The organism is Natrinema sp. 74, assembly GCF_046097095.1.
In the GTDB taxonomy this organism is placed as follows: Archaea; Halobacteriota; Halobacteria; order Halobacteriales; family Natrialbaceae; genus Natrinema.
In genome coordinates this window covers 2,999,740-3,018,446 of sequence record NZ_CP175698.1, presented here as the reverse complement: position 1 = coordinate 3,018,446, position 18,707 = coordinate 2,999,740, and the positions used below count along the sequence as shown (strand labels likewise).

Annotated in this window: 18 protein-coding genes; 9 read left to right on the top strand and 9 right to left on the bottom strand. The window is 64.3% G+C overall.

Translation table 11 applies throughout. The features are described 5' to 3' along the window. Window positions 1-23 precede the first annotated feature (23 nt). Window positions 24-830 (top strand): hypothetical protein, encoded by an 807-nt coding sequence (locus tag ACJ70B_RS15060; protein ID WP_408957809.1) that lies wholly within the window; start codon window positions 24-26, stop codon window positions 828-830. A gap of 13 nt (window positions 831-843) precedes the next feature. On the opposite strand, the gene ACJ70B_RS15055 is transcribed toward ACJ70B_RS15060, so the two are convergent. Then, the gene (locus ACJ70B_RS15055; protein ID WP_408957808.1) at window positions 844-1,155 is read right to left on the bottom strand and encodes a hypothetical protein; all 312 of its coding nucleotides are present in this window, start codon (window positions 1,153-1,155) and stop codon (window positions 844-846) included. A 285-nt stretch (window positions 1,156-1,440) separates the two neighbouring features. Here ACJ70B_RS15055 and ACJ70B_RS15050 point away from each other — a divergent pair, with 285 nt between their 5' ends. Beyond that, window positions 1,441-2,760 carry an SGNH/GDSL hydrolase family protein gene (locus tag ACJ70B_RS15050; RefSeq protein WP_408957807.1) on the top strand — a complete coding sequence of 440 codons (1,320 nt, stop codon included), beginning with the start codon at window positions 1,441-1,443 and terminating at the stop codon, window positions 2,758-2,760. 171 nt (window positions 2,761-2,931) lie between these two features. Continuing rightward, window positions 2,932-3,165 carry a helix-turn-helix domain-containing protein gene (locus tag ACJ70B_RS15045; RefSeq protein ID WP_408957806.1) on the top strand — a complete coding sequence of 78 codons (234 nt, stop codon included), beginning with the start codon at window positions 2,932-2,934 and terminating at the stop codon, window positions 3,163-3,165. Window positions 3,166-3,274: 109 nt separating this feature from the next. Here ACJ70B_RS15045 and glnA read toward each other — a convergent pair whose 3' ends face one another. Further along, window positions 3,275-4,630 carry a type I glutamate--ammonia ligase gene (glnA, locus tag ACJ70B_RS15040; protein ID WP_408957805.1) on the bottom strand — a complete coding sequence of 452 codons (1,356 nt, stop codon included), beginning with the start codon at window positions 4,628-4,630 and terminating at the stop codon, window positions 3,275-3,277. Between the two features lie 256 nt (window positions 4,631-4,886). Then, window positions 4,887-5,240: a hypothetical protein gene (locus ACJ70B_RS15035; protein WP_408957804.1), complete on the bottom strand. Its 354-nt coding sequence runs from the start codon at window positions 5,238-5,240 to the stop codon at window positions 4,887-4,889. Between the two features lie 218 nt (window positions 5,241-5,458). Here ACJ70B_RS15035 and ACJ70B_RS15030 point away from each other — a divergent pair, with 218 nt between their 5' ends. From ACJ70B_RS15030 to ACJ70B_RS15020, 3 genes are all read left to right on the top strand, one after another. Continuing rightward, window positions 5,459-5,809: a thioredoxin family protein gene (locus ACJ70B_RS15030; protein ID WP_408957803.1), complete on the top strand. Its 351-nt coding sequence runs from the start codon at window positions 5,459-5,461 to the stop codon at window positions 5,807-5,809. A gap of 87 nt (window positions 5,810-5,896) precedes the next feature. Further along, the gene (locus tag ACJ70B_RS15025) at window positions 5,897-7,390 is read left to right on the top strand and encodes a ribonuclease H-like domain-containing protein (RefSeq protein ID WP_408957802.1); all 1,494 of its coding nucleotides are present in this window, start codon (window positions 5,897-5,899) and stop codon (window positions 7,388-7,390) included. Between the two features lie 2 nt (window positions 7,391-7,392). After that, window positions 7,393-9,921, top strand: a complete 2,529-nt coding sequence (locus ACJ70B_RS15020; RefSeq protein WP_408957801.1) for a DEAD/DEAH box helicase — start codon at window positions 7,393-7,395, stop codon at window positions 9,919-9,921. Between the two features lies 1 nt (window position 9,922). Here the strand turns inward: ACJ70B_RS15020 and ACJ70B_RS15015 are convergent, their stop codons facing one another. The 3 genes from ACJ70B_RS15015 to ACJ70B_RS15005 all read right to left on the bottom strand — a co-directional run bounded on the left by ACJ70B_RS15015 (window position 9,923) and on the right by ACJ70B_RS15005 (window position 12,033). Then, the gene (locus ACJ70B_RS15015) at window positions 9,923-10,273 is read right to left on the bottom strand and encodes a hypothetical protein (RefSeq protein WP_408957800.1); all 351 of its coding nucleotides are present in this window, start codon (window positions 10,271-10,273) and stop codon (window positions 9,923-9,925) included. A gap of 160 nt (window positions 10,274-10,433) precedes the next feature. Further along, the gene (locus ACJ70B_RS15010; RefSeq protein ID WP_408957799.1) at window positions 10,434-10,661 is read right to left on the bottom strand and encodes a hypothetical protein; all 228 of its coding nucleotides are present in this window, start codon (window positions 10,659-10,661) and stop codon (window positions 10,434-10,436) included. A gap of 421 nt (window positions 10,662-11,082) precedes the next feature. Then, window positions 11,083-12,033 carry a PGF-CTERM sorting domain-containing protein gene (locus ACJ70B_RS15005; protein ID WP_408957798.1) on the bottom strand — a complete coding sequence of 317 codons (951 nt, stop codon included), beginning with the start codon at window positions 12,031-12,033 and terminating at the stop codon, window positions 11,083-11,085. A gap of 376 nt (window positions 12,034-12,409) precedes the next feature. Here ACJ70B_RS15005 and ACJ70B_RS15000 point away from each other — a divergent pair, with 376 nt between their 5' ends. Next, window positions 12,410-13,807, top strand: a complete 1,398-nt coding sequence (locus tag ACJ70B_RS15000; protein ID WP_408957797.1) for an APC family permease — start codon at window positions 12,410-12,412, stop codon at window positions 13,805-13,807. A 312-nt stretch (window positions 13,808-14,119) separates the two neighbouring features. Here ACJ70B_RS15000 and ACJ70B_RS14995 read toward each other — a convergent pair whose 3' ends face one another. Further along, entirely contained in the window at window positions 14,120-14,611 is a 492-nt protein-coding gene (locus tag ACJ70B_RS14995; RefSeq protein WP_408957796.1) for an Lrp/AsnC family transcriptional regulator, read from the bottom strand. A gap of 190 nt (window positions 14,612-14,801) precedes the next feature. Between ACJ70B_RS14995 and ACJ70B_RS14990 the strand changes: the two genes are divergently transcribed. Next, the gene (locus ACJ70B_RS14990; RefSeq protein ID WP_408957795.1) at window positions 14,802-16,136 is read left to right on the top strand and encodes an aspartate aminotransferase family protein; all 1,335 of its coding nucleotides are present in this window, start codon (window positions 14,802-14,804) and stop codon (window positions 16,134-16,136) included. A 168-nt stretch (window positions 16,137-16,304) separates the two neighbouring features. After that, on the top strand, window positions 16,305-17,648 hold the full coding sequence (locus tag ACJ70B_RS14985; protein WP_408960121.1) for an acetyl/propionyl/methylcrotonyl-CoA carboxylase subunit alpha: 1,344 nt from the start codon (window positions 16,305-16,307) through the stop codon (window positions 17,646-17,648). A gap of 30 nt (window positions 17,649-17,678) precedes the next feature. On the opposite strand, the gene ACJ70B_RS14980 is transcribed toward ACJ70B_RS14985, so the two are convergent. Then, window positions 17,679-18,440: a LamB/YcsF family protein gene (locus ACJ70B_RS14980; RefSeq protein ID WP_408957794.1), complete on the bottom strand. Its 762-nt coding sequence runs from the start codon at window positions 18,438-18,440 to the stop codon at window positions 17,679-17,681. A gap of 11 nt (window positions 18,441-18,451) precedes the next feature. Beyond that, window positions 18,452-18,694 (bottom strand): acetyl-CoA carboxylase, encoded by a 243-nt coding sequence (locus tag ACJ70B_RS14975; RefSeq protein WP_408957793.1) that lies wholly within the window; start codon window positions 18,692-18,694, stop codon window positions 18,452-18,454. Window positions 18,695-18,707: the final 13 nt, after the last annotated feature.

Here is an 18,707-nt window from a genome sequence, read left to right as displayed (position 1 = left end):
TTATGTCGTTTCGGCAACCATCCGTGGCGTCTTTCTCGGTCGTCATCGGCGGGTATCTCGGGCTTTTAGCCGCGGGCGCAACCGGCCTCGTCCTCGGGACCGAATACGTTACCCGGTGGCCCGTGGTGATCGGCGGAGCTGTCGGCGTCCTCGCGGTCGCCCGCAGCTATACGCGACCCGCGACCGCGACGCGTCTCGTTCGAACGCGGCTGTATCTGCTCCCGATCGCAGTTCCGATACTCCTTACATGTCTCGTTCCGGGCTTCGCGCTGTTCGGCCATCACGGGTACGAACGGTGGCTGGCCGACCGGCTCGGCGAACTGTTCGTCGTCACCGGCGCGGGAGGGCTCGTTTACCTCGTCACGGCGAACCGCCACGTCGCCTCCCTTCACGAGCGGGAGCCGATCGTGGCCGAGTGGTCCGCGCGGCCGGACGCCCGATATCTGCGACTCCTCCGCGCGAGCGGACTCGCTCTCGGTTGTAGCTGCCTCGTCGTCGGCTTCGACCTCATCCACATCATCGAAACGGACGTCAATCCGCTTCCCGCGTTCGGCGGCGCGGCGATCGGACAGGCGATCACCGTCGGCCGGCGTCGAACCTACACGCTGTTCGAAAGCGGGCTCTGCGTTCGTCGGGCCAAGGCGTTCAATCACCAGTTCGTGCCTCGCTCACAGTTACGGGCCGTCGATTTCACCGAAGATCGACTCGAGATCAAATGCGGGCTGCCGTGGCCGTTCCCGGTCCGGTGTGCCACGGAGACGATGCGACGTCCGAAACGGGTCGCGGACGCGGTCGCGGGATTGCTCGAGTCGACACGAGAACGGAAGTAACGGAGTTGCCGGATTACCGCCGCACCGTCTCTGATCGAATTTCGTCGTCCTCGCGCCACTGGTAGTAGTAGTACTCGGTCCCCGCAATCTCGGTCACCGAGATGCTCGCGTGCGACGGGACGCCGTCGGGATACGTCTCCGAATCGGAAGGGGTCGATTCCGTCGACGTCTCACCGTCGGCGCGCTCTCGCCACGCCGCGAGGTCCGTGAGGTAGGCACTCACCGCGCGAATCGTCGCCGGCTCTCGAGCCGCGAGCTCTGCGAGCGCCTCGCGGCCCGGACGGTCCAGTTCGGTCGGCACAGTCGGCCGCTCGTCCGCGGTCATGTCTCCCTCTGGTCGTGTCGTGGCCGTAAAACATCGTCTTTCCGCTCGATGGGCGATCGGCGAATTCGAACGTCGCTCGGACAACGCGTGCGGTCGCCGTCATCGATGCGGGGCACGGTCAGCCTGTATCGGGCGGCTACACGACCCGCTCCGGTATGAACGACGCTATCCGAGAACTGAGAGCCGAACTCTACGGGGCTTTAGCCGATTGGTCGGAGACGAACACTGCTCGATGATAGTTTGCTATTAACAATTACCAGTGGGTGGAAACGACGGTTGCAACCAATGACGTCAACACGTCGCGCTGTCCTGCAGTCGGTCGGCGTACTGGCAACGGGAGCGCTCGGCGGTTCCGGAATGGCACAGCTTAACAACGGGGGTCGCGACGGTCCGAAATCATCGAAGCGGACCGACTCGGAATTCATCGGGACGTGGACGGTGAGCCCGCAGGCGCCCGCTGAGGAGGGAATCTCGCGGGACGGGTTCGCCGATCAGACAATCCGGATGATGACCCGTCCCAGCGTCGGCGGAGACGGTGTGCGCATCCGCCTCGCGAACACCTTCGGTGACGGGCCGGTGACGTTCGACCGGGCGACCATCGGTGTCCGGGCAGCGGACGGGAGCGCTGCCGTGGAGTCCGGAACGCTCCGACGGCTCGCATTCGGTGGCGACACTGATGTCACGGTTCCCGCCGGTGCTCGCGTGCTGAGCGATCCGGTCGATCTCACCGTCGAACCGGAACACGATCTGGTCGTCAGCCTCTACGCGGCGGATCCGACCGGACCGACGACGTGGCACGCCCTGCCGATCAAGACCTCGTACGTGGCGGACGGAGACGAGACGGACGCGACCAGTGACGATTCGTTCACCACCGAACACGCCCAGTGGTTCTACCTGGAGGGAGTCGAGGTCGTTTCGCCCCGAACGACGGGAAGTATCGTCTGCCTCGGAAACTCCATCACGGACGGCCACAACTCGACGATCAACGCAAACGCCGCATACCCGGACGTCCTGGCCGAGCGCGTCACCGACCGGGCAGACATCCGGAAGTCCGTTCTCAACGCGGGTATCTCCGGCAATCGAGTTCTCAGCGATTCCGCGTGTTGCGGCGTGAACGCCCTCTCCCGCTTCGATCGGGACGTCCTCACCCAACCGGACGTGACGGACGTCATCGTGCTCGAGGGTATCAACGACATCGGGTTCGAGCAGAACGGTGAGTACCGGAGCGTTTCGGCCGAAGAGATCATCGACGGCTACCGGCAGCTCGTCGACCGTGCTCACAGTCACGGCGTCCGTATCATCGGCGGGACGCTTACCCCATTCAGCGGCGCAGCCTACTACTACGCCGAGGGCGAAGCGAAGCGACAGCGGGTAAACGAGTTTATTCGATCCAGCGGTGTGTTCGACGGCGTTATCGACTTCGATAGGGCGCTCCGCGATCCGGACGATCCGGGACGATTGCGTCCGAAGTACGACAGCGGTGACAACATCCACCCGAACGACGCGGGCTACCGCCGGATGGCAGAGACGATCGATCTCTCCCTCTTCGCGGACGACGCCCGTACACACGGCAGCGGTAAACGGCACGCGAAAACCGCCGATTGAGTCCTAGTATCCATCGGTACTCCTCTTACGCGTAGCTTTATATCCGCCCGAGACTGTCACCACGTTCATAATTTGGCACGTGATGTCGCTGATCGTATTGAGACCTAGTATTCATCAATACCCCACCCACGTGTAGATTTATATACCAGAATGGGGTCCGTTGCGGTGATAATGACTTCACAGAAACACCGTCCCGCGAGGCGGGTCGACCCGGTTCCCGACGGCCTCGAGTCGGCGCGAGCGAAACTGGTGTATGTCTACCTCGAGGCGGCCGACGGCGCGACGGTCGAAGAACTGGCTGAGATCCTGGCGATGAAGAAAATCAACATTCTGAGCGTCCTGAACTCGCTCTCGAGTGCGGGCTACGTCGAACGGACGAGATCCGAGTACATCGTCACGAACTGAGCGACGAGTCGGCGTCGGAGACGCCGAGCGACTGCTGGTTCTGCTGTCAGGCCACGCCGGTTGGGGCGGGCGAGCAGGAGTCTCTCCTTGACCGGCGTCGGCTGCAGCCTCAGAACGTCTCGAGGTAGCGGTCGAGCTCCCACTGGGAGACGTCGACGAGGTAGTCCTCGAACTCCTGTTCTTTGGCCTCGACGAATTTCGGGCCGACGTGGTCGCCCAGCGCGTTGTAGATGACCTCGTCTTCCTCGAGGGCCTCGACGGCCGCGCCGAGGTTCGACGGGAGCGTCTCGATCCCGTACTCCTCGCGTTTCTCCTCGTCGAAGTCGTAGATGTTCTCCCGGACTGGATCGGGACATGCGAGGTCCTTTTCGATCCCGTCCAGCCCCGCGTGAATCATGACAGCGAGTGCGAGGTAGGGGTTACAGGACGGGTCGGGCGAGCGCAGTTCGACGCGCGAGGCGGCCGGGACGCGAGCCGCGGGTTTGCGGATCAGTGCCGAGCGGTTGCGGTCCGACCACGCGACGTAGACAGGTGCCTCGTAGCCGGGCACCAGGCGCTTGTAGCTATTGACCGTGGGGTTCGCGATCGCCGTGATCGCCGGCGCGTGCTCGAGGATGCCGGCGATGAAGGAGTGAGCGGTCTCCGAGAGGTCGAACTCGTCGTCCTCGTCGTGGAAGGCGTTCTCGCCGTCCTCGGTGAACAGCGAAAGGTGGGTGTGCATCCCCGAGCCGTTGATCCGCGGGATCGGCTTGGGCATGAACGTCGCGTGCTGATCGTGTTGGGCGGCGATCGCGCGAACGGCCGTCCGGAACGTCGCGACGTTGTCGGCCGTCGTCAGAGCATCGTCGTACTCGAAGTTGATCTCGTGTTGACCTTTGGCGACCTCGTGATGGCTCGCCTCGATCTCGAAGCCCATGTCCTCGAGACCGTAGATGATGTCGCGGCGGACGTCGCTGGCGAGGTCTTTCGGCGCGAGGTCGAAGTAGCCGCCGTGGTCGCCCGTCTCCGTCGTCGCGCGGCCGTCCTCGTCTTCTTCGAAGAGGAAGAACTCGGGTTCGGGCGCGGCGTTGACCGTATAACCCATTTCGTCGGCCCGCTCGAGGGCGTTTTTGAGGACGCGACGCGGATCGCCCTCGAACGGTTCGCCCGTCGAGGTGTCGATGACGTCGCAGATCATTCGGGCCGACGCACCGTCTTCGCGGTTTTGCCACGGGAGGACGGCGAACGTTTCGGGATCGGGCTTGAGCCGCATGTCCGACTCCTGGATACGAACGAAGCCTTCGATCGACGAACCGTCGAAGTAGATTCCCTCGGTAAAGGCCTTCTCGGCCTGACGGGCCGGAACTGACACGTTCTTGACCGTTCCCAAGATATCAGTGAACTGTAACCGAAGAAAGTCAATGTCCTGTTCCTCGATTTCGTCCAGTACGTCTTCTTCCACACTGGTAAGGTTCCCGTTCGTCATCTTCTGTTCGGATAGGCAAATGGATTCTAGTACTAAAGCTCTATTGTTGTGGGCGAATCTACTCAAATCTCGGTAGAAGTGGACAACCGATATTTATATTATCGCGTATTCGGAGTGCGGATGCTGTTCTCTGAAAAAGAACCCACGTAATTGGACGAGCGTTTATCGATATCCCAGATAATAGCCGTGTCAATCCGTTCTCTCCCTCGGGAGAGTCGCTCCGTTTCGGCAGGTGGGTGACTCGTGCGGTGTGCGGTCACCCGGACCCGTGGTACTGCCAGTCGGCCGCCACCCCGATGCCGGACAGCGCGGCCAGACTCGAGAGACCGGCGTCGACATTCGCCCGCCAAACGGTCGCCGACGCGCGGAGGGCGCGCTGCCACGCCGCGATCGGTCCGACCGCCGGTCGGTCGCGTTCCGACGGAGTCGTCCGGGGTCGTTCCGCGAGCGTGGTCTCACAGACGGGGCAGACGTATGCGACGTGACGGGGTCGCGATCGACGGTTCCAATCGCCGCCGATGGGACTCGAGTGGTCACATTCCCAGCAAAACAGCGTCGCTTTTCGACGCGTCGGCGCACCGTCGGTGCGGTCGGATGCGGGCCGGGTCATCGCGCGGGAGTACGCGAGCCAGCTACAAAATCGTCCCTCGTCGACTGTTCACATAAATCAATCGTACGGCGAATCACCGCTGTGACACCGTCGAATGGGGAGAGAGTGCGAAAAACCGACCGACAACGACCGGCTCACCGTCCGGAGATCGCGATCGGTCGCCGGCACCGAAGCGGCCGTCCGTCACAGGTTTCCCCGACCGGCCCCTTCGTTGTGACATGACCGCGACCGACAAACCGGTTCGGCTCGAGACCGGCGATGAACTCGACGCCTTCGTCGACTCTCGCGACGTGGCGCTCGTAGAGTTCTATACCAGCGGCTGTGCGCTGTGCCAGGCGATGGAGCCAGTGCTCGGAAACGTCGCGCGTGCGACCGACGTCGCGATCGGGATGGTCAACCCGGGCGACGACATCGGACTCGTCGACCGGTTCGACATTCGGTCGGTGCCGACGCTGGTTCTGTTCGAGGACGGGGACGAGACCGCGCGACTGGCCGAGGGATTCCAGGGCGGCGACGCGGTCACCGACTTCCTGGCCGATCACGTCCCGACCGCCGTCAAAGCGGAGTGACGCCGTCAGCGGTCGCGCTTTCGACGGACCGCCACGTCATGCGCTCGTCCACGAACGCTTATGACCGCCCGCCGGCATGCAACGGCTATGACCGCGGGGGACGGTGCCGACCTGTTGGCGTTGCGCTGTGACGCCGTCGCCGAACTGACGAGCGCGGCGCTGGCCGACCTCCTCGAGTACGTCGATCCCGACCTGGTCTACGTGATCCGCGAGGCCGCTGACGTCCGGATCGTGAGCCGCTTCCGTCGCGCGTTCGACGGCCCGGTGGTCGCCGCCACGGGTCCCGCCGACGTGCGACTCGAGACGGTCGCGGGCGTCTCGTTCGCGTTCGCAGGGTCGGCGACGCTGCTCGCCGATCCGCCAGACGACGTCGTCGATCCGTCGACCGCCGACTTCGTCGTCTGTGACGACATCGCGCCGACGACCGATCCCGTCGCGCTCGAGGCGACCCTCGCCGGCCGTGACGGCGCGGCCCGCTGCCAGTCACGAGGGACCGAGCCGACGACGGTTCTCACCGGCGCGCTCGAGGCGAGTTACGACCACGTCTGGACGGCGACCGTCGACGGCGAGCCCGTCCGGCTGCCGGTCCGCGGCGTCGCTCCGCTGCGCCGCTCCGGCGCGGCCGAACTCGCCTGCCTCACCTGCAACCGAACCGGCTCCGTGGCGGTCTCGTCGGTGCCGGCCGACCGGTTCGGACTACAGGCGCTGTCCGGCGTCGGCCCGACGACCGCCGAACGGCTTCGAGCGAACGGCTACGATACGCGCGCGGCCGTCGCCGACGCCGCCGCGGCGGACCTGCGATCGGTCGAGGGCGTCGGCAATTCGACGGCTCGAGCAATCGCTCGGAGCGCCCGCGCACTCGCTGCATCCCGCGTCGTCCGGCGGACGGACGAACCGGTCCCGCCGGCGGCCGAGGGGGCGACGCCGCTGTTCGTCGACATCGAGACCGACGGGCTGCAGCCGACGATCATCTGGCTGATCGGCGTCTACGATCCCGAGCGCGACGCGTACGTCGACTTCGTCGACACCGAGCCGAGTCGCGACGACCCCGGCGCGGCGACCCGCGAGTTCGTCTCGTGGCTGGCCGCCGAGTACGACGCGCCGTCGCTGATCGCGTGGAACGGCCACGCGTTCGACTACGAGCATCTCGAGCGATTCGTCGCCCGCTACGCGCCCGCGTACCGTGAGTACTGGGCCGAGAGCGTGTACAGATACGACCTCTACGACTGGGCTGTGCGACGGGACAACGCCGTCCTGCCGGGTCGCACGAACCGACTCGAGGACGTGGCCGAAGCGCTGGGCTGTGAACGGTCAGGGCCGGCGGCGGCCCTCGACGGGAAGTCACTAGCCAAGCGGATCCGGCGGCTGCTCGAGGGGCCGAGCAACGCCGCCGATTCGAGCGCCGGTGGCGATTCGGCGCACGCGTCGACGATCGACTGGGAGGCCGCACGACGGTACTGCAAGGCCGACGTGCACGAACTGGCCGCGGTCGCCGACGCGATCACAGCGGCCGAGCCGGCGACCGACCGCGATCGAACCATCGGCGGCGAGACGACCCAGACCGGACTCACCGACTTCTAACTATGCCATTCGACGAACCCGACGCGACGGCCGGAGACAAGTTCGAGACCGGAGCGAACGACCTCGCGCTGACCGCCGAGGAGCTACGCGAGACGTACCCGTCGAACCGATACCACGGGCAGTTACGCGAGACGGTCACGCTACCGGCCGAGCCGGCCAGCCACGTCCCGGCCGAGGCGGTGCTCCCGGCCGACCTCGCGGCGAACCTCGGCGTCGACCCCTGGAGCCATCAGGCCGCGGCGCTCGAGGCGCTTGCCGACGGCGAGAACGTCTGCGTCGCGACCTCGACATCGTCGGGGAAGACCTACGTCTACGGCCTCCACGTCGCGCGGCGATTTCGGGAGAATCCCGACGTGCGCGCGCTGCTCGTCTACCCGACGAAGGCGCTCAGCCGCGACCAGGAACGTGAACTGAACGATCTCTTCGACGCGCTCGGACTGGACATCACGGTCGGCGTCTACGACGGCGACACGAAACGCGAAGAGAAGGCCCGCATCCGTGAGGAGGCGACCGTCGTCATCACGAATTTCGCAGGGCTGAACCAGTACCTCGAGGGCCACCACCGCTGGGCTGAGTTCCACGCAGACTGCGAGCTGATTGTGGTCGACGAGGCCCACGCGTGGACCGGGCTCAGCGGGATGCACGCCGCCTGGATCCTCCGGCGTGCCCGCCGGGTGATCGACTGGTACGGCGGCGATCCCCAGTACGTGCTGACGACCGCGACGATCGGTAATCCAGCCGAGCACGCGCAGGCGCTCACCGGCGAGCCGGCGACGGTGATCGACGACGACGGCTCGCCCAGCGGTCGCCGCCATCTCGCGTTTTGGGATCCGCCGACAGACGACGGTGGATACGGCGACGGCACCGGTGACGACGCCCGATCGCCGAGCAAGCGCCCCGCCACCGTCGAAGCGCCCGAGGTGTGGGCCCACTGCTGCTATCACGGCGTCTCCTCGCTGCTGTTCTGTGACTCCCGGAAGGGGACCGAACTGGCCGTCGGCCGGGCGCATGACTACCTCGAGAACCCCACCCTTCCCTATCGCGGGTCGACCCCTCTCGCCGCGTACAACGCGGGCCACGGCAAGCGCTCCCGGCGGGGAACCGAGAACCGACTCAAGAGTGGCGACGTCGACGGCGTCGCGACGACCAGCGCGCTCGAGGTCGGCATCGACGTCGGCGGGATCGATGGCACTGTTCTCATGGGATATCCCGGCTCGCGCCACTCGTTCTGGCAGCGACTCGGCCGCGCAGGGCGGGGCGAGCGCGAGTCGCTCTCGGTGTTCGTCCCCGACCATGCGACGCTGGATCAGTACGTCCTCCGGCACCCGGCGTACCTCCTCGAGGAGGAACCAGAGAGCGCGGTCGTCGATCTCGAGAACAACCACGTCTACCTGCAGCACCTGCGCTGTGCCGCCCAGGAACTCCCGCTGCGCCGGGAGGACGCGGCCCGGTTCGGCGGGCACGACCGCCTCGAGCGCGCCGTCGAGTACGGCCGGCGGACGGGCGATCTCGAGGGCTCGCTCGAAGGCGGGGTGACCTACGCCCACCGCGACCGGCCACAGGACGCAATCAGCCTCTACGCGTCGGGCGGAAATAGCTTCGAGGTCCGGCTGGCCGGCGAGGAATCGATCGACCACCAACCGATCGGTCGCGCACGCGCATACCGGGACTATCACGAGGGTGCGATCGTCCTCTATCAGGGCGACCAGTACGAGGTCATCGCGCTATACGAGGACCGACCGCAGCCGGTCGTCGAACTCGAGCCGGTCGACGTCGACTACTACACGCAGTCCCAGCGGCAAACGACGATCTACGATACCGAGGTCCGCGAGTCCCGCGAGGTCGGCCCAGTTCAACTCAACTGGGGGTACGGCACCGTCACGGTCCGCTACGACACCTTTTCGAAACGCGAGATCGGGACCGGCGACGTCCGGGCCGTCGGCCTCGAGACGGGCGTGTCGCCCCTGGAGATGCGCACCCAACTGTGCTGGGCCGAAGTGCCCACCGACGTCGAGCGCGCGGTGACGACCGCCCACAGCGACTATCGCAACGACAACTGTGCGGACCTCCCGCCGCGGCTCCACGGCTACCTCGGCGGGATCCACGCCGTCGAGCACGCCATGATCGGCGTCGCACCGCTCGAGCTCACCGTCGACGCGGCCGACCTCGGCGGCCTCGCGACCAACCGGCTGCCCGACGGCTCCGACGCCAGCGGCTGGTTCATCTACGACGGCGTCGACGGAGGGGTGGGCTTCTCGCGGCGTATCTACGAGGAATACGAGGCGGTCGCCCGCCGGGCGCGGGATCTGATAACCGACTGTGACTGCGGGCGCGACGAGGGCTGTCCGGCCTGTCTGATGGATCCGCGCTGTGGGAACGACAATCGACCGCTGTACGCGCCCGCCGCAACGGACGTGATCGACGCGCTGCTGGGCACGTTCGACGCGTCGGAAGCGGCGTGCGAGCCGGCCGCCGGCGAGGGCGACGAGAACGAGCGAGACGAGCGGCGGCCGCCGGCGTCGGTTTCCTGAGCTATTTGTCGGGCTCGAGTTCGCTGGGATCGAGTTCGCCGTCGAGGTACCGCTCGCCCGCGTCGGACAGTTCGTAGACGCCGGGCATGAGCTTCTCGAGCAGCCCGTACTTGGTCATCTCGCGGCAGCGAAAGGCCGCGTAGTTCCCCCGGCAGAGCCCCTCCGCTTCGATATGCGAGGGTTCGAAGATCTCCTCGTCGGAGTGGAACAACTCGAGGATCGGCTTGTCCGCAGGATGCATCCACTCGGCGTCGGTCTCTTCATCCTTGAGTTCCGTGTCGGCATCGAAGTCGGCTTCGCTGTCCGGCTCCGGTTCCGAGTCGGAATCGGGGTTGGTCGTGGAGTCGTCCATTGACGGATTCGTTGCGCTCCGGGAAGGAACGTTTGTCGCTCTCGATGCGAAAGCCGGCTACGGCCGGTTGGTGCGCCGCAGTCGACGCGAACGTTCGCATCGTTACCGGCTCGAGACGGTCGTCTCGGCGAGGGATGGACCGTCGCCCGTCCGCGTCCGGTTACGTCTCGTCGTCGAGCAGGCCGAGTTCGGTCGCGACGAGATCCGCGATTTGGTCGGCGACATCGGGGTCGACCTCGGCGATGTCGTCTCCGTCGTGAAGCCGATCGTTGTGTCGGTCGATCGCGTCGGCGACGTCCGATAGCGGGACGCGGGACGTCGTTTCGCAGGCGGGACAGACGACCGGAACGCGCGGGCCGTCCTCGTCCGAGTCGTTCGTATTCGTCATTTCCCGGAGATCAGGCGGCGACCGTCAAAATGTAATTGGTTCCGCTGGCGGATACCTACCCATGTTCCGACGGGAGGCGAGCAGAAATCATCAAATGATATGGTATGACGAACCAATGTGGCCGCACGCCGTCTCTGACAGCCGATTTCGGCAATACCCGCGCTGAACGGCCAGCAGTATTATTGTGATTCAGTCGAATAATCAGATAGACGGGAGTACGACAGTCTGTCGACTGGTCACCCCAGTCGTTTCGCGTCCCCGTCACACACGGAACTCCATGGTTCCTCGGCTACACGTGGGGTGTAGCCATTCCCTGTCTTTCGTCTCGTATCTCTCCTCACGGTGAGCCGCGGCTGCCAGCGACCACGGATGCAACTCGAGGTGGGTGGACGAGCGCACACCGGTCGCTCGTTTTCACGGGTCAGTCTCGGACGCGGGCGAGAATCGCGACCGAGAGGGCGACGCCGGCAACGAGCACGCCGAAGCCGGGCATCTCGTTCCCGCCGTCGGAGCCGGACTCGCTCTTATCGGTGGTCTCGTCCGTTCCGTCTGATGGGGCGGTCGAGCCGTTCTCCGTTCCGTTGGACGCGTTCGGAGGCTCGAAGCGTTCGTCGGCCGGCGCGTCGAGTTGGAGGATGACGTCCACTTGACCGTGGGTCGAATTCTCGGCCGCGTTGTAGGTCCAGCCGCCGCCGGCCGCTTCGTAGGGCTCTGCGGCGGCGATCGGATCGATATCGGTGTTCCAGCCATCGCCCGCGGGCGTCTGCTGGATGTAACCGACGACGTCGATTCGGTCGGCGTACTGGCCGCTGAGCTGTGCTTTGCCGTAGGTGAGGGTCGCATTCTCGGGATTGCCGTGGAACTCGATGCAGTGGGAGTCCAGGTAGCCGTCGCCTTGGGCGATGTCCGGACTGGTCCCGAACTGATCGCCGTCGAGCGGGAACTCGTAGTGGTCGTTCATCGGGAACGTCACGGTCATTGGATCGGCCTCGGAGTGCCACGTCGTCGCCCCGCCGGTCGGGATCGTGACGGACGTGTTCGGCACTGACTCGCCGATGACCGGCTCGCCGTTTTCATTGACCAGCGTGACGCAGATCTTTCCGGAGCCGCCCCCGAGGTACGGACTGCGGTACTCGTCGCGCGGGTTCTCGTAGCTCACCCAGCTCCCGTCGTCGGCCTTCGCCTCGAAGTGCAGATCGCCCGGCTCCGGCACTGGCTCGAGGTAGGCCCGTTCCGAGACGGAGTTGTTCGATGCTTGTGCGACCGTCCCAGCGGTGCTCGCCACGACGAGACTGACGACGACGATCAGTCCGATCCCGAGCGTGAGGAGTCGCTGCCCACTGATTAGGTACGGTCTCCATCGCCTATCCATGGCCACCACCTTCGATTTCGACGGCCGTGCTATCGACGGTACAACTGGTTTGTGACGACGATTGTCGTCTTCCAATACTTGTCATCGGAACTGGGTTCCGGGTACTACATTCTATATATGAGCGTCGTACTCGGGGAGTAGGAGGATGCTATGCACAGTAAGGACCGTCTGTGAACACCTTCATCGCGGAAACCGATCGATACCGGATCGGCCCAGTCGACGCCCGGCTTGAGACGACGGTTCGCCGCGCCTCGTCGTCCTGCGCTCTCTATGGGAGGTTTTGTATCCTGTTCAATTAATAGAGGGCGTCTAGGACTGGAGCCCACATATCGCCCTTTCAGTTAAACTTAACACCCATCATACGACAGTGCGTGGTATGGTAGAAGACACCAGATCGTTTGAGCGGATACTGACGAAGAGAGATCTCTTTGTGCTCGCGTTCGGCGCGATGATCGGCTGGGGATGGATCATCCAGACGGGGTACTGGATCGACGAAGCAGGCGTCGCTGGCTCCGTACTCGGCTTCGTCGCAGGCGCGATTATGGTTTGTATCGTCGGGCTGATCTACGGCGAACTCGCCTCTGCGCTGCCGTTCGTCGGCGGCGAACACGTGTACAGCCACCGAGCGCTCGGGCCGGTCGGCTCGTTCATCTGCACGTGGTCGTTAGTGCTTGGATACGTCGGCGTCGTCGTCTTCGAGGTCATCGCGCTGCCGTCTGCGCTGGCCTACGTCGTGCCGGGGTTCAATATGATCGAACTCTGGACGATCGCCGGTGAGCCGGTGTACGCGTCTTGGGTACTCGTTGGCGGACTTGGAGCGGTCGTCATGACGGCGCTGAACTATCGCGGTGTGAAACCCGCGGCGCAGTTCCAGACGATCCTTGCACTGGTGATCGGGTTGGCTGGGGTTACGCTCGTCGCTGGGGCCCTGCTCAACGGCCAGTCCCAGCCCCATCCGCCGCTGTCGGACGTCGGCGCGACCGGCGTCGCGACGGTCGCGATCATGACGCCGTTCATGTTCGTCGGGTTTGACGTCATTCCGCAGTCGGCGGAGGAAGCCGACGTTCCGCCGCGGTTCATCGGACTGCTTATCCCGGCGTCGGTGACGCTGGCCGCACTGTTCTACATTGCGGTCATCTGGGCATCCGGACAGGCGATGCCCGGCGCTGAACTCGCCGACAGCTCGCTCCCAGCCGCCAAGGCCATGGAAGCAATCTTTAACAGCCAACTGATCGGCCGCATCATGGCACTGGCCGGTATCGCGGGTATCCTAACGAGTTGGAACTCTTTCCTGCTCGGGGCCAGTCGCGCCGTCTTCGCGCTCGCCGACTCTGGAATGCTTCCCGAACGAATCGACACGCTTCACCCCAAATACAACACGCCCTCGACGGCCGTCGTCCTTATCGGCGGGCTCTCAGTCTTTGCCCCGCTGTTCGGCGAACAGATGCTGGTCTGGGTCGTCAACGCCGCCGGTCTCGGACTCGTCGTCGCGTGGTTCTTCGTGGTCGTCTCCTTCTTCGTGTTGCGCCGTCGCGAACCCGAACTGGATCGTCCGCTGAAGCTCCCGTACGGGTACGCGTTCGGAACCGTCGCACTCGTCCTGACACTCGGGTTCATCGGTCTCTACCTGCCGGGCGGCCCGTCGGCGCTCGTCTGGCCCTACGAGTGGGGTATCGTCCTCTTCTGGGCCCTTCTGGGCGTCGCTCTGTACAGCGTCTCGTCGACCGAATCGGACGTTGACGTGACGGATCTGGATACGGACCAACTCGAGTAGCGACGTTCCCACTACGATCTCCGTTGCCCGAGATGGTTGCGTGCCGGCGCGGAATCCGAACCGAGATGGTTCGCAGATAGCGTGCTAATCGAACGGTGCCCACAGACACACCGTAGCTGATTCATACTGAATGGTGAATTGACAGTGGACGATCGCACAGGTCAGAGTGAGACCATCCGGCTCTACTATATGGCGGGCTCTCGGACGGATCGTGCGACTGTCCACTGTCGTGTCGCCGGGCGAGGATGGATCACCGATCGCAACGCCCGTACGGTGTTTCGCTCGTCCCGTCTGCGCCGACTATCGGTGCAGTCACTCCCCGCGCTCGATGGTCTCGAGCAGCGTCTCTAACTCGAAGTCGTTCAGCGGATGCGGTTCGTCCTTGACGGTCTCGACGACGAACTGCGAACTCGTCCGGACGACCTCGTCGATTTCCTCGTAATCGCTGATAAGGCGGTGGACCATCTCGCGGTCGGAGAGGTGGGCGATGACGATGAAATCGGTGTCGCCCATCGTGAAGTAGACCTGATTGACGCCTTCGATATTGGTGAGCTTCTCCCCGACTTCCTCGTGGTATTTGTTGTCGTACTCCGCGATGACTTCCGAGATGACCGTCAGTTCGAGCCCGAGTTTCTCGAGGTCGACGTCGAACAGATCGTTGATCACGACGCCGTCTTCCTTGAGTTTCGTCAGCCGGTAGTGGACGGTCGACTTCGGAATGTCGGTGTGTTCCGAGATTTCGTCCGGGCTCCCCGTTCCGAGTTCCGCGACGGCCTGCAGAATACGAATATTTCGCTCGTCCATGGCCGGCACGACGGACCACGCGGATAAACAACATTCGAACCAGAGCCCAACGACCGACCGAGCGTTGTATTCAATCCGGCTCTCATCGAGCCCCGACGGCTCGAGGCGCTCGACCGACCGGTGGCTGCGATCTGTCGTACATAGTCCCAAATACTATATTTTAATAGGACATGGTCCAGAGATACACAGTATGTCCGAACATCGGTCCGGGTCGTCCGCCGACCGCGAGTCGAACGCGTCCGTGGTATCGACCTACGATGACCACGTCATGCCCATCTGGAAATCGCTCAACGTCCCCGTCAAACGGGCCTCGGGATGTACGCTCGAGGACGTCGACGGAAACGAGTACCTCGACGTATTCTCCGGAATCTCGGTGACGAACGCCGGGCACGGAAACGAAGCGGTCGTCGACGCCGCGAAAGAGCAACTCGACGAGTTCGTCCACGGCTGTTCGTACGTCCACCCGAACGAGCCGGTCGCCGACCTCGCCGAACTGATCGCGGACGTGACGCCGGGTGAGTTACAGAAGAGCTTCTTCTGTAACTCCGGGACGGAAGCGGTCGAGGGCGCAATCAAACTCGCACGCAAGTACACCGGTTCGAAGGAAGTCATTGCCCTCGAGATGGGGTTTCACGGCCGCACCCTCGGCAGTCTCGCGCTGACGGGGAACAAGTCCTACAAGCAGGGCATGGCCCCGACGCTCAACGACGTCGCCCACGCCACACCGCCCTACGGCTACCGGTGTCCGCGCTGTGACGGCGATCGGTGCGATGCCAGTTGCGCCGACGAACTCGAGCGGGTCATCGGCTCGCACACGAGCGGGGATCTCGCAGCGGTCGTCGTCGAACCGGTCATGGGCGAGGCTGGGATCGTCGTTCCGCCGACGGGGTGGCTCGAGCGCGTCCAGGAGATTGCCCACGATCACGGCGCGTTGCTTATCGCCGACGAAGTCCAGACCGGGTACGGCCGCACCGGCGAACTGTTCGCCAGCGAGCACTTCGACGTCGAACCGGACATCATGACGCAGGCGAAGGGGATTGCAAACGGCCTGCCACTCGGTGCCTTCACCGCGTCCGCAGAGATCGCGGACGCCTTCGAGTCGGGCGATCACCTCTCGACGTTCGGCGGGAACCCCGTCGCCTGCGCCGCCGCGCTGGCGACGATCGACGAACTGCAGGACGGCATCGTCGACAACACCCGCGAGCAAGGCGAGTGGCTCGAGTCCGAACTCGCCGCGCTCGAAGACGAGTACGCGGTTGTCGGCCAGACGCGCGGCCTCGGGTTGATGTGGGGCGTCGAACTCGTCGAACCGGGCACGACCGGACCGCAGAACGTCGCACCGCGACCAGACGCCGAGCTCGCGTCGGCCGTGGCCGACCATCTCCGCGACGAGTCGAGCGTCGTGATGGGCGTCGGCGGCTACTACAAGAACGTCATGCGCTTCCAGCCGCCGCTGACCATCTCGCGCGACCAACTCGAGCGAGCCGTCGACGGCCTTCGGACGGCCCTCGATGCGATCGCCTGACGGGCCGATCACGATCGACGCTGCGAGCGGTTGCGATATGACCGACGCGCAGTGACCTCGACGGCTGCCGCTTCGAGGCGACCCGACCGGCACGCCCGGCTATGAATACAGTCCAACAAATTGGGTAAAGGTAGATTTATCTGCTAATGAACAGCACTATTCTACATGATGTTCGAAAAAGTCCTAGTCGCGAACCGCGAGGAGATCGCCGTTCGAATCATCCAGTCGTGTAAAGAGCTGGGTATCGACGCGGTGGCCGTCTACAGCGACACGGACGAGGACGCCAAACACGTCCGTCTGGCCGACGAGGCGTACCACATCGGACCTTCGAAGGCCAAAGAGAGTTACCTGAATCAGGAGGCGCTCCTCGAGGCCGCGCGAGCGGCCGACGCAGATGCGATTCACCCGGGATATGGGTTCCTCGCGGAGAACGAGTCGTTCGCAGCCAACGTCGAGAACAGCGAGTTCACGTGGATCGGACCACCGAGCGACGTGATGGCCGACTTCGGCGAGAAGACCGAAGCGCGCAAGATCATGGCGGACGCGGATGTCCCCATCGTCCCGGGAACGACCGAGCCGGTGACGTCACCAGAGGAAGTCGAGGCGTTCGCCGAAGAGCACGGCTATCCCGTCGCCATCAAGGCCGACGGCGGCGGCGGCGGTCGCGGACTCAAGATCGTTCGCGACCCCGACGAGATCGAATCGAAACTGCAGGAGGCGATCCGAGAGGGGGACGCGTACTTCGACAATCCGAACGTCTACCTCGAGCGGTTCCTCGAAGAGCCACGCCACATCGAAGTCCAGATTATCGGCGACGAACACGGGAACGTCCGGCACCTCGGCGAACGGGATTGCACCATTCAGCGCCGTCAACAGAAGCTCGTCGAAGAGTCTCCTTCGCCGGTACTAGACGACGAGACGCGCGACGAGATCTGTGCGGCCGCCCGTCGCGGCGCAGCGACGGCGGACTACGTCAACGCCGGGACGGTCGAGTTCCTCTATGAGGACGGCGAGTTCTACTTCATCGAAGTCAACGCGCGGATTCAGGTCGAACACACCGTGACGGAGGAACTCACCGATATCGACCTGGTCAAGTGGCAGCTTCGAGTCGCCGCCGGCGAAGAGCTGTCGTTTTCACAAGACGAGATCGAACCGCGGGGCGCTGCCATGGAGTTCCGCCTCAACGCAGAAGACCCCGACAACGACTTCACGCCGATTCCGGGGACGCTCTCGGCGTACGAACCGCCGCGTGGCATCGGTGTCCGCGTCGACGACGGCGTCGACGAGGGCGACTCGATCGCCCCCTTCTACGACTCGATGTTCGGCAAGCTGATCGTCACCGGGCAGGATAGGGACGAAGTGATCGCCCGCGGGAAGCGCGCGCTCGACGAAACGACGATCGAGGGGATTCCGACGACGATCCCCTTCCACCGACGGCTGCTCGAGGACGACGGCTTCGTGGCCAACGAGCACACGACGAAGTACGTAGAGCGAGCGCTCGTCGACGAATAGCGGTCAAAAACCGTCTCGCGCGGCTCGAGGCTATGCGATTTCGGACAGCGACGCGAGTTCGATCCCGTGTTCGTCGAGTCGGTCGTGGATCGCCTCGAGTATCGCAACGGCGTTCGGATTATCCCCGTGGATGCAGATGCTGTCGGCGGGGATCGATATCTCTTCGCCGTTGGCTGCTTCGACGACGCCTTCCGTGGCGATCGAGACGAACCGGTCGGCCACGAGTTCCGGATCGCGGTCGGCGAGTTCCTGTTCGACGATCAGGGATCGGTCGGCCCGATAATCCAGATCGACGTACCCTTCGAAGACGGCCCGGAGGCCGTCGATTTCCTGTGCGACCTCGTAGATATTCATGTCGGTCGCGAGGTACACGAGGTCGTCGTCGACCTCAAGCAGTCCTTCCATGACGGCGCGGGCGTGCTCCGGGCTCTCCGAGAGCATCGAGTACATCGCGCCGTGTGGTTTGACGTGTTGGACGGTGGCCCCGTGTCGGCGCGCGAACGCCGTGAGCGCGCCGAGCTGGTAGACGACGTAATCCCGAACCTCCTCGGGGGTGGCGTCGATCTTCCGGCGGCCAAAGCCGGTTCTGTCCGGGAGGCCGGGGTGGACACCGATTCCGACATCGTGTTCGGCCGCCAGCTCGACCGTCTCGCGCATCACGTGGGGATCGCCGGCATGATAGCCGCCAGCGATGTTCGCGGACGTGATGTAGGGCATGACCTCGGCGTCGTGGCCCATCGTCCAATTCCCGAAGCTCTCTCCCATATCGCAGTTGATGTCTATCGCTGTCATGCTGACTTCCGCTACTCGAGTTCGACGAGCGCCTGATCGGCTTCGACTTCGGCCTCGTTCTCGACGAGGAACTCGCCGACGGTTCCCGAACGGTCGGCTTCGATGTCGTGGAAGTTCTTCATCACTTCGACGAGTCCGACCGTGTCGCCCGCTTCGACCTCGTCTCCTGGCTCGACGAACGGCGGGTCGTCTGGGTCCGGTTGTCGGTAGAAGACGCCTGGCATCGGTGATTTGATCGCGGTTTTCTCGGACATGGTGTGTGGTTGT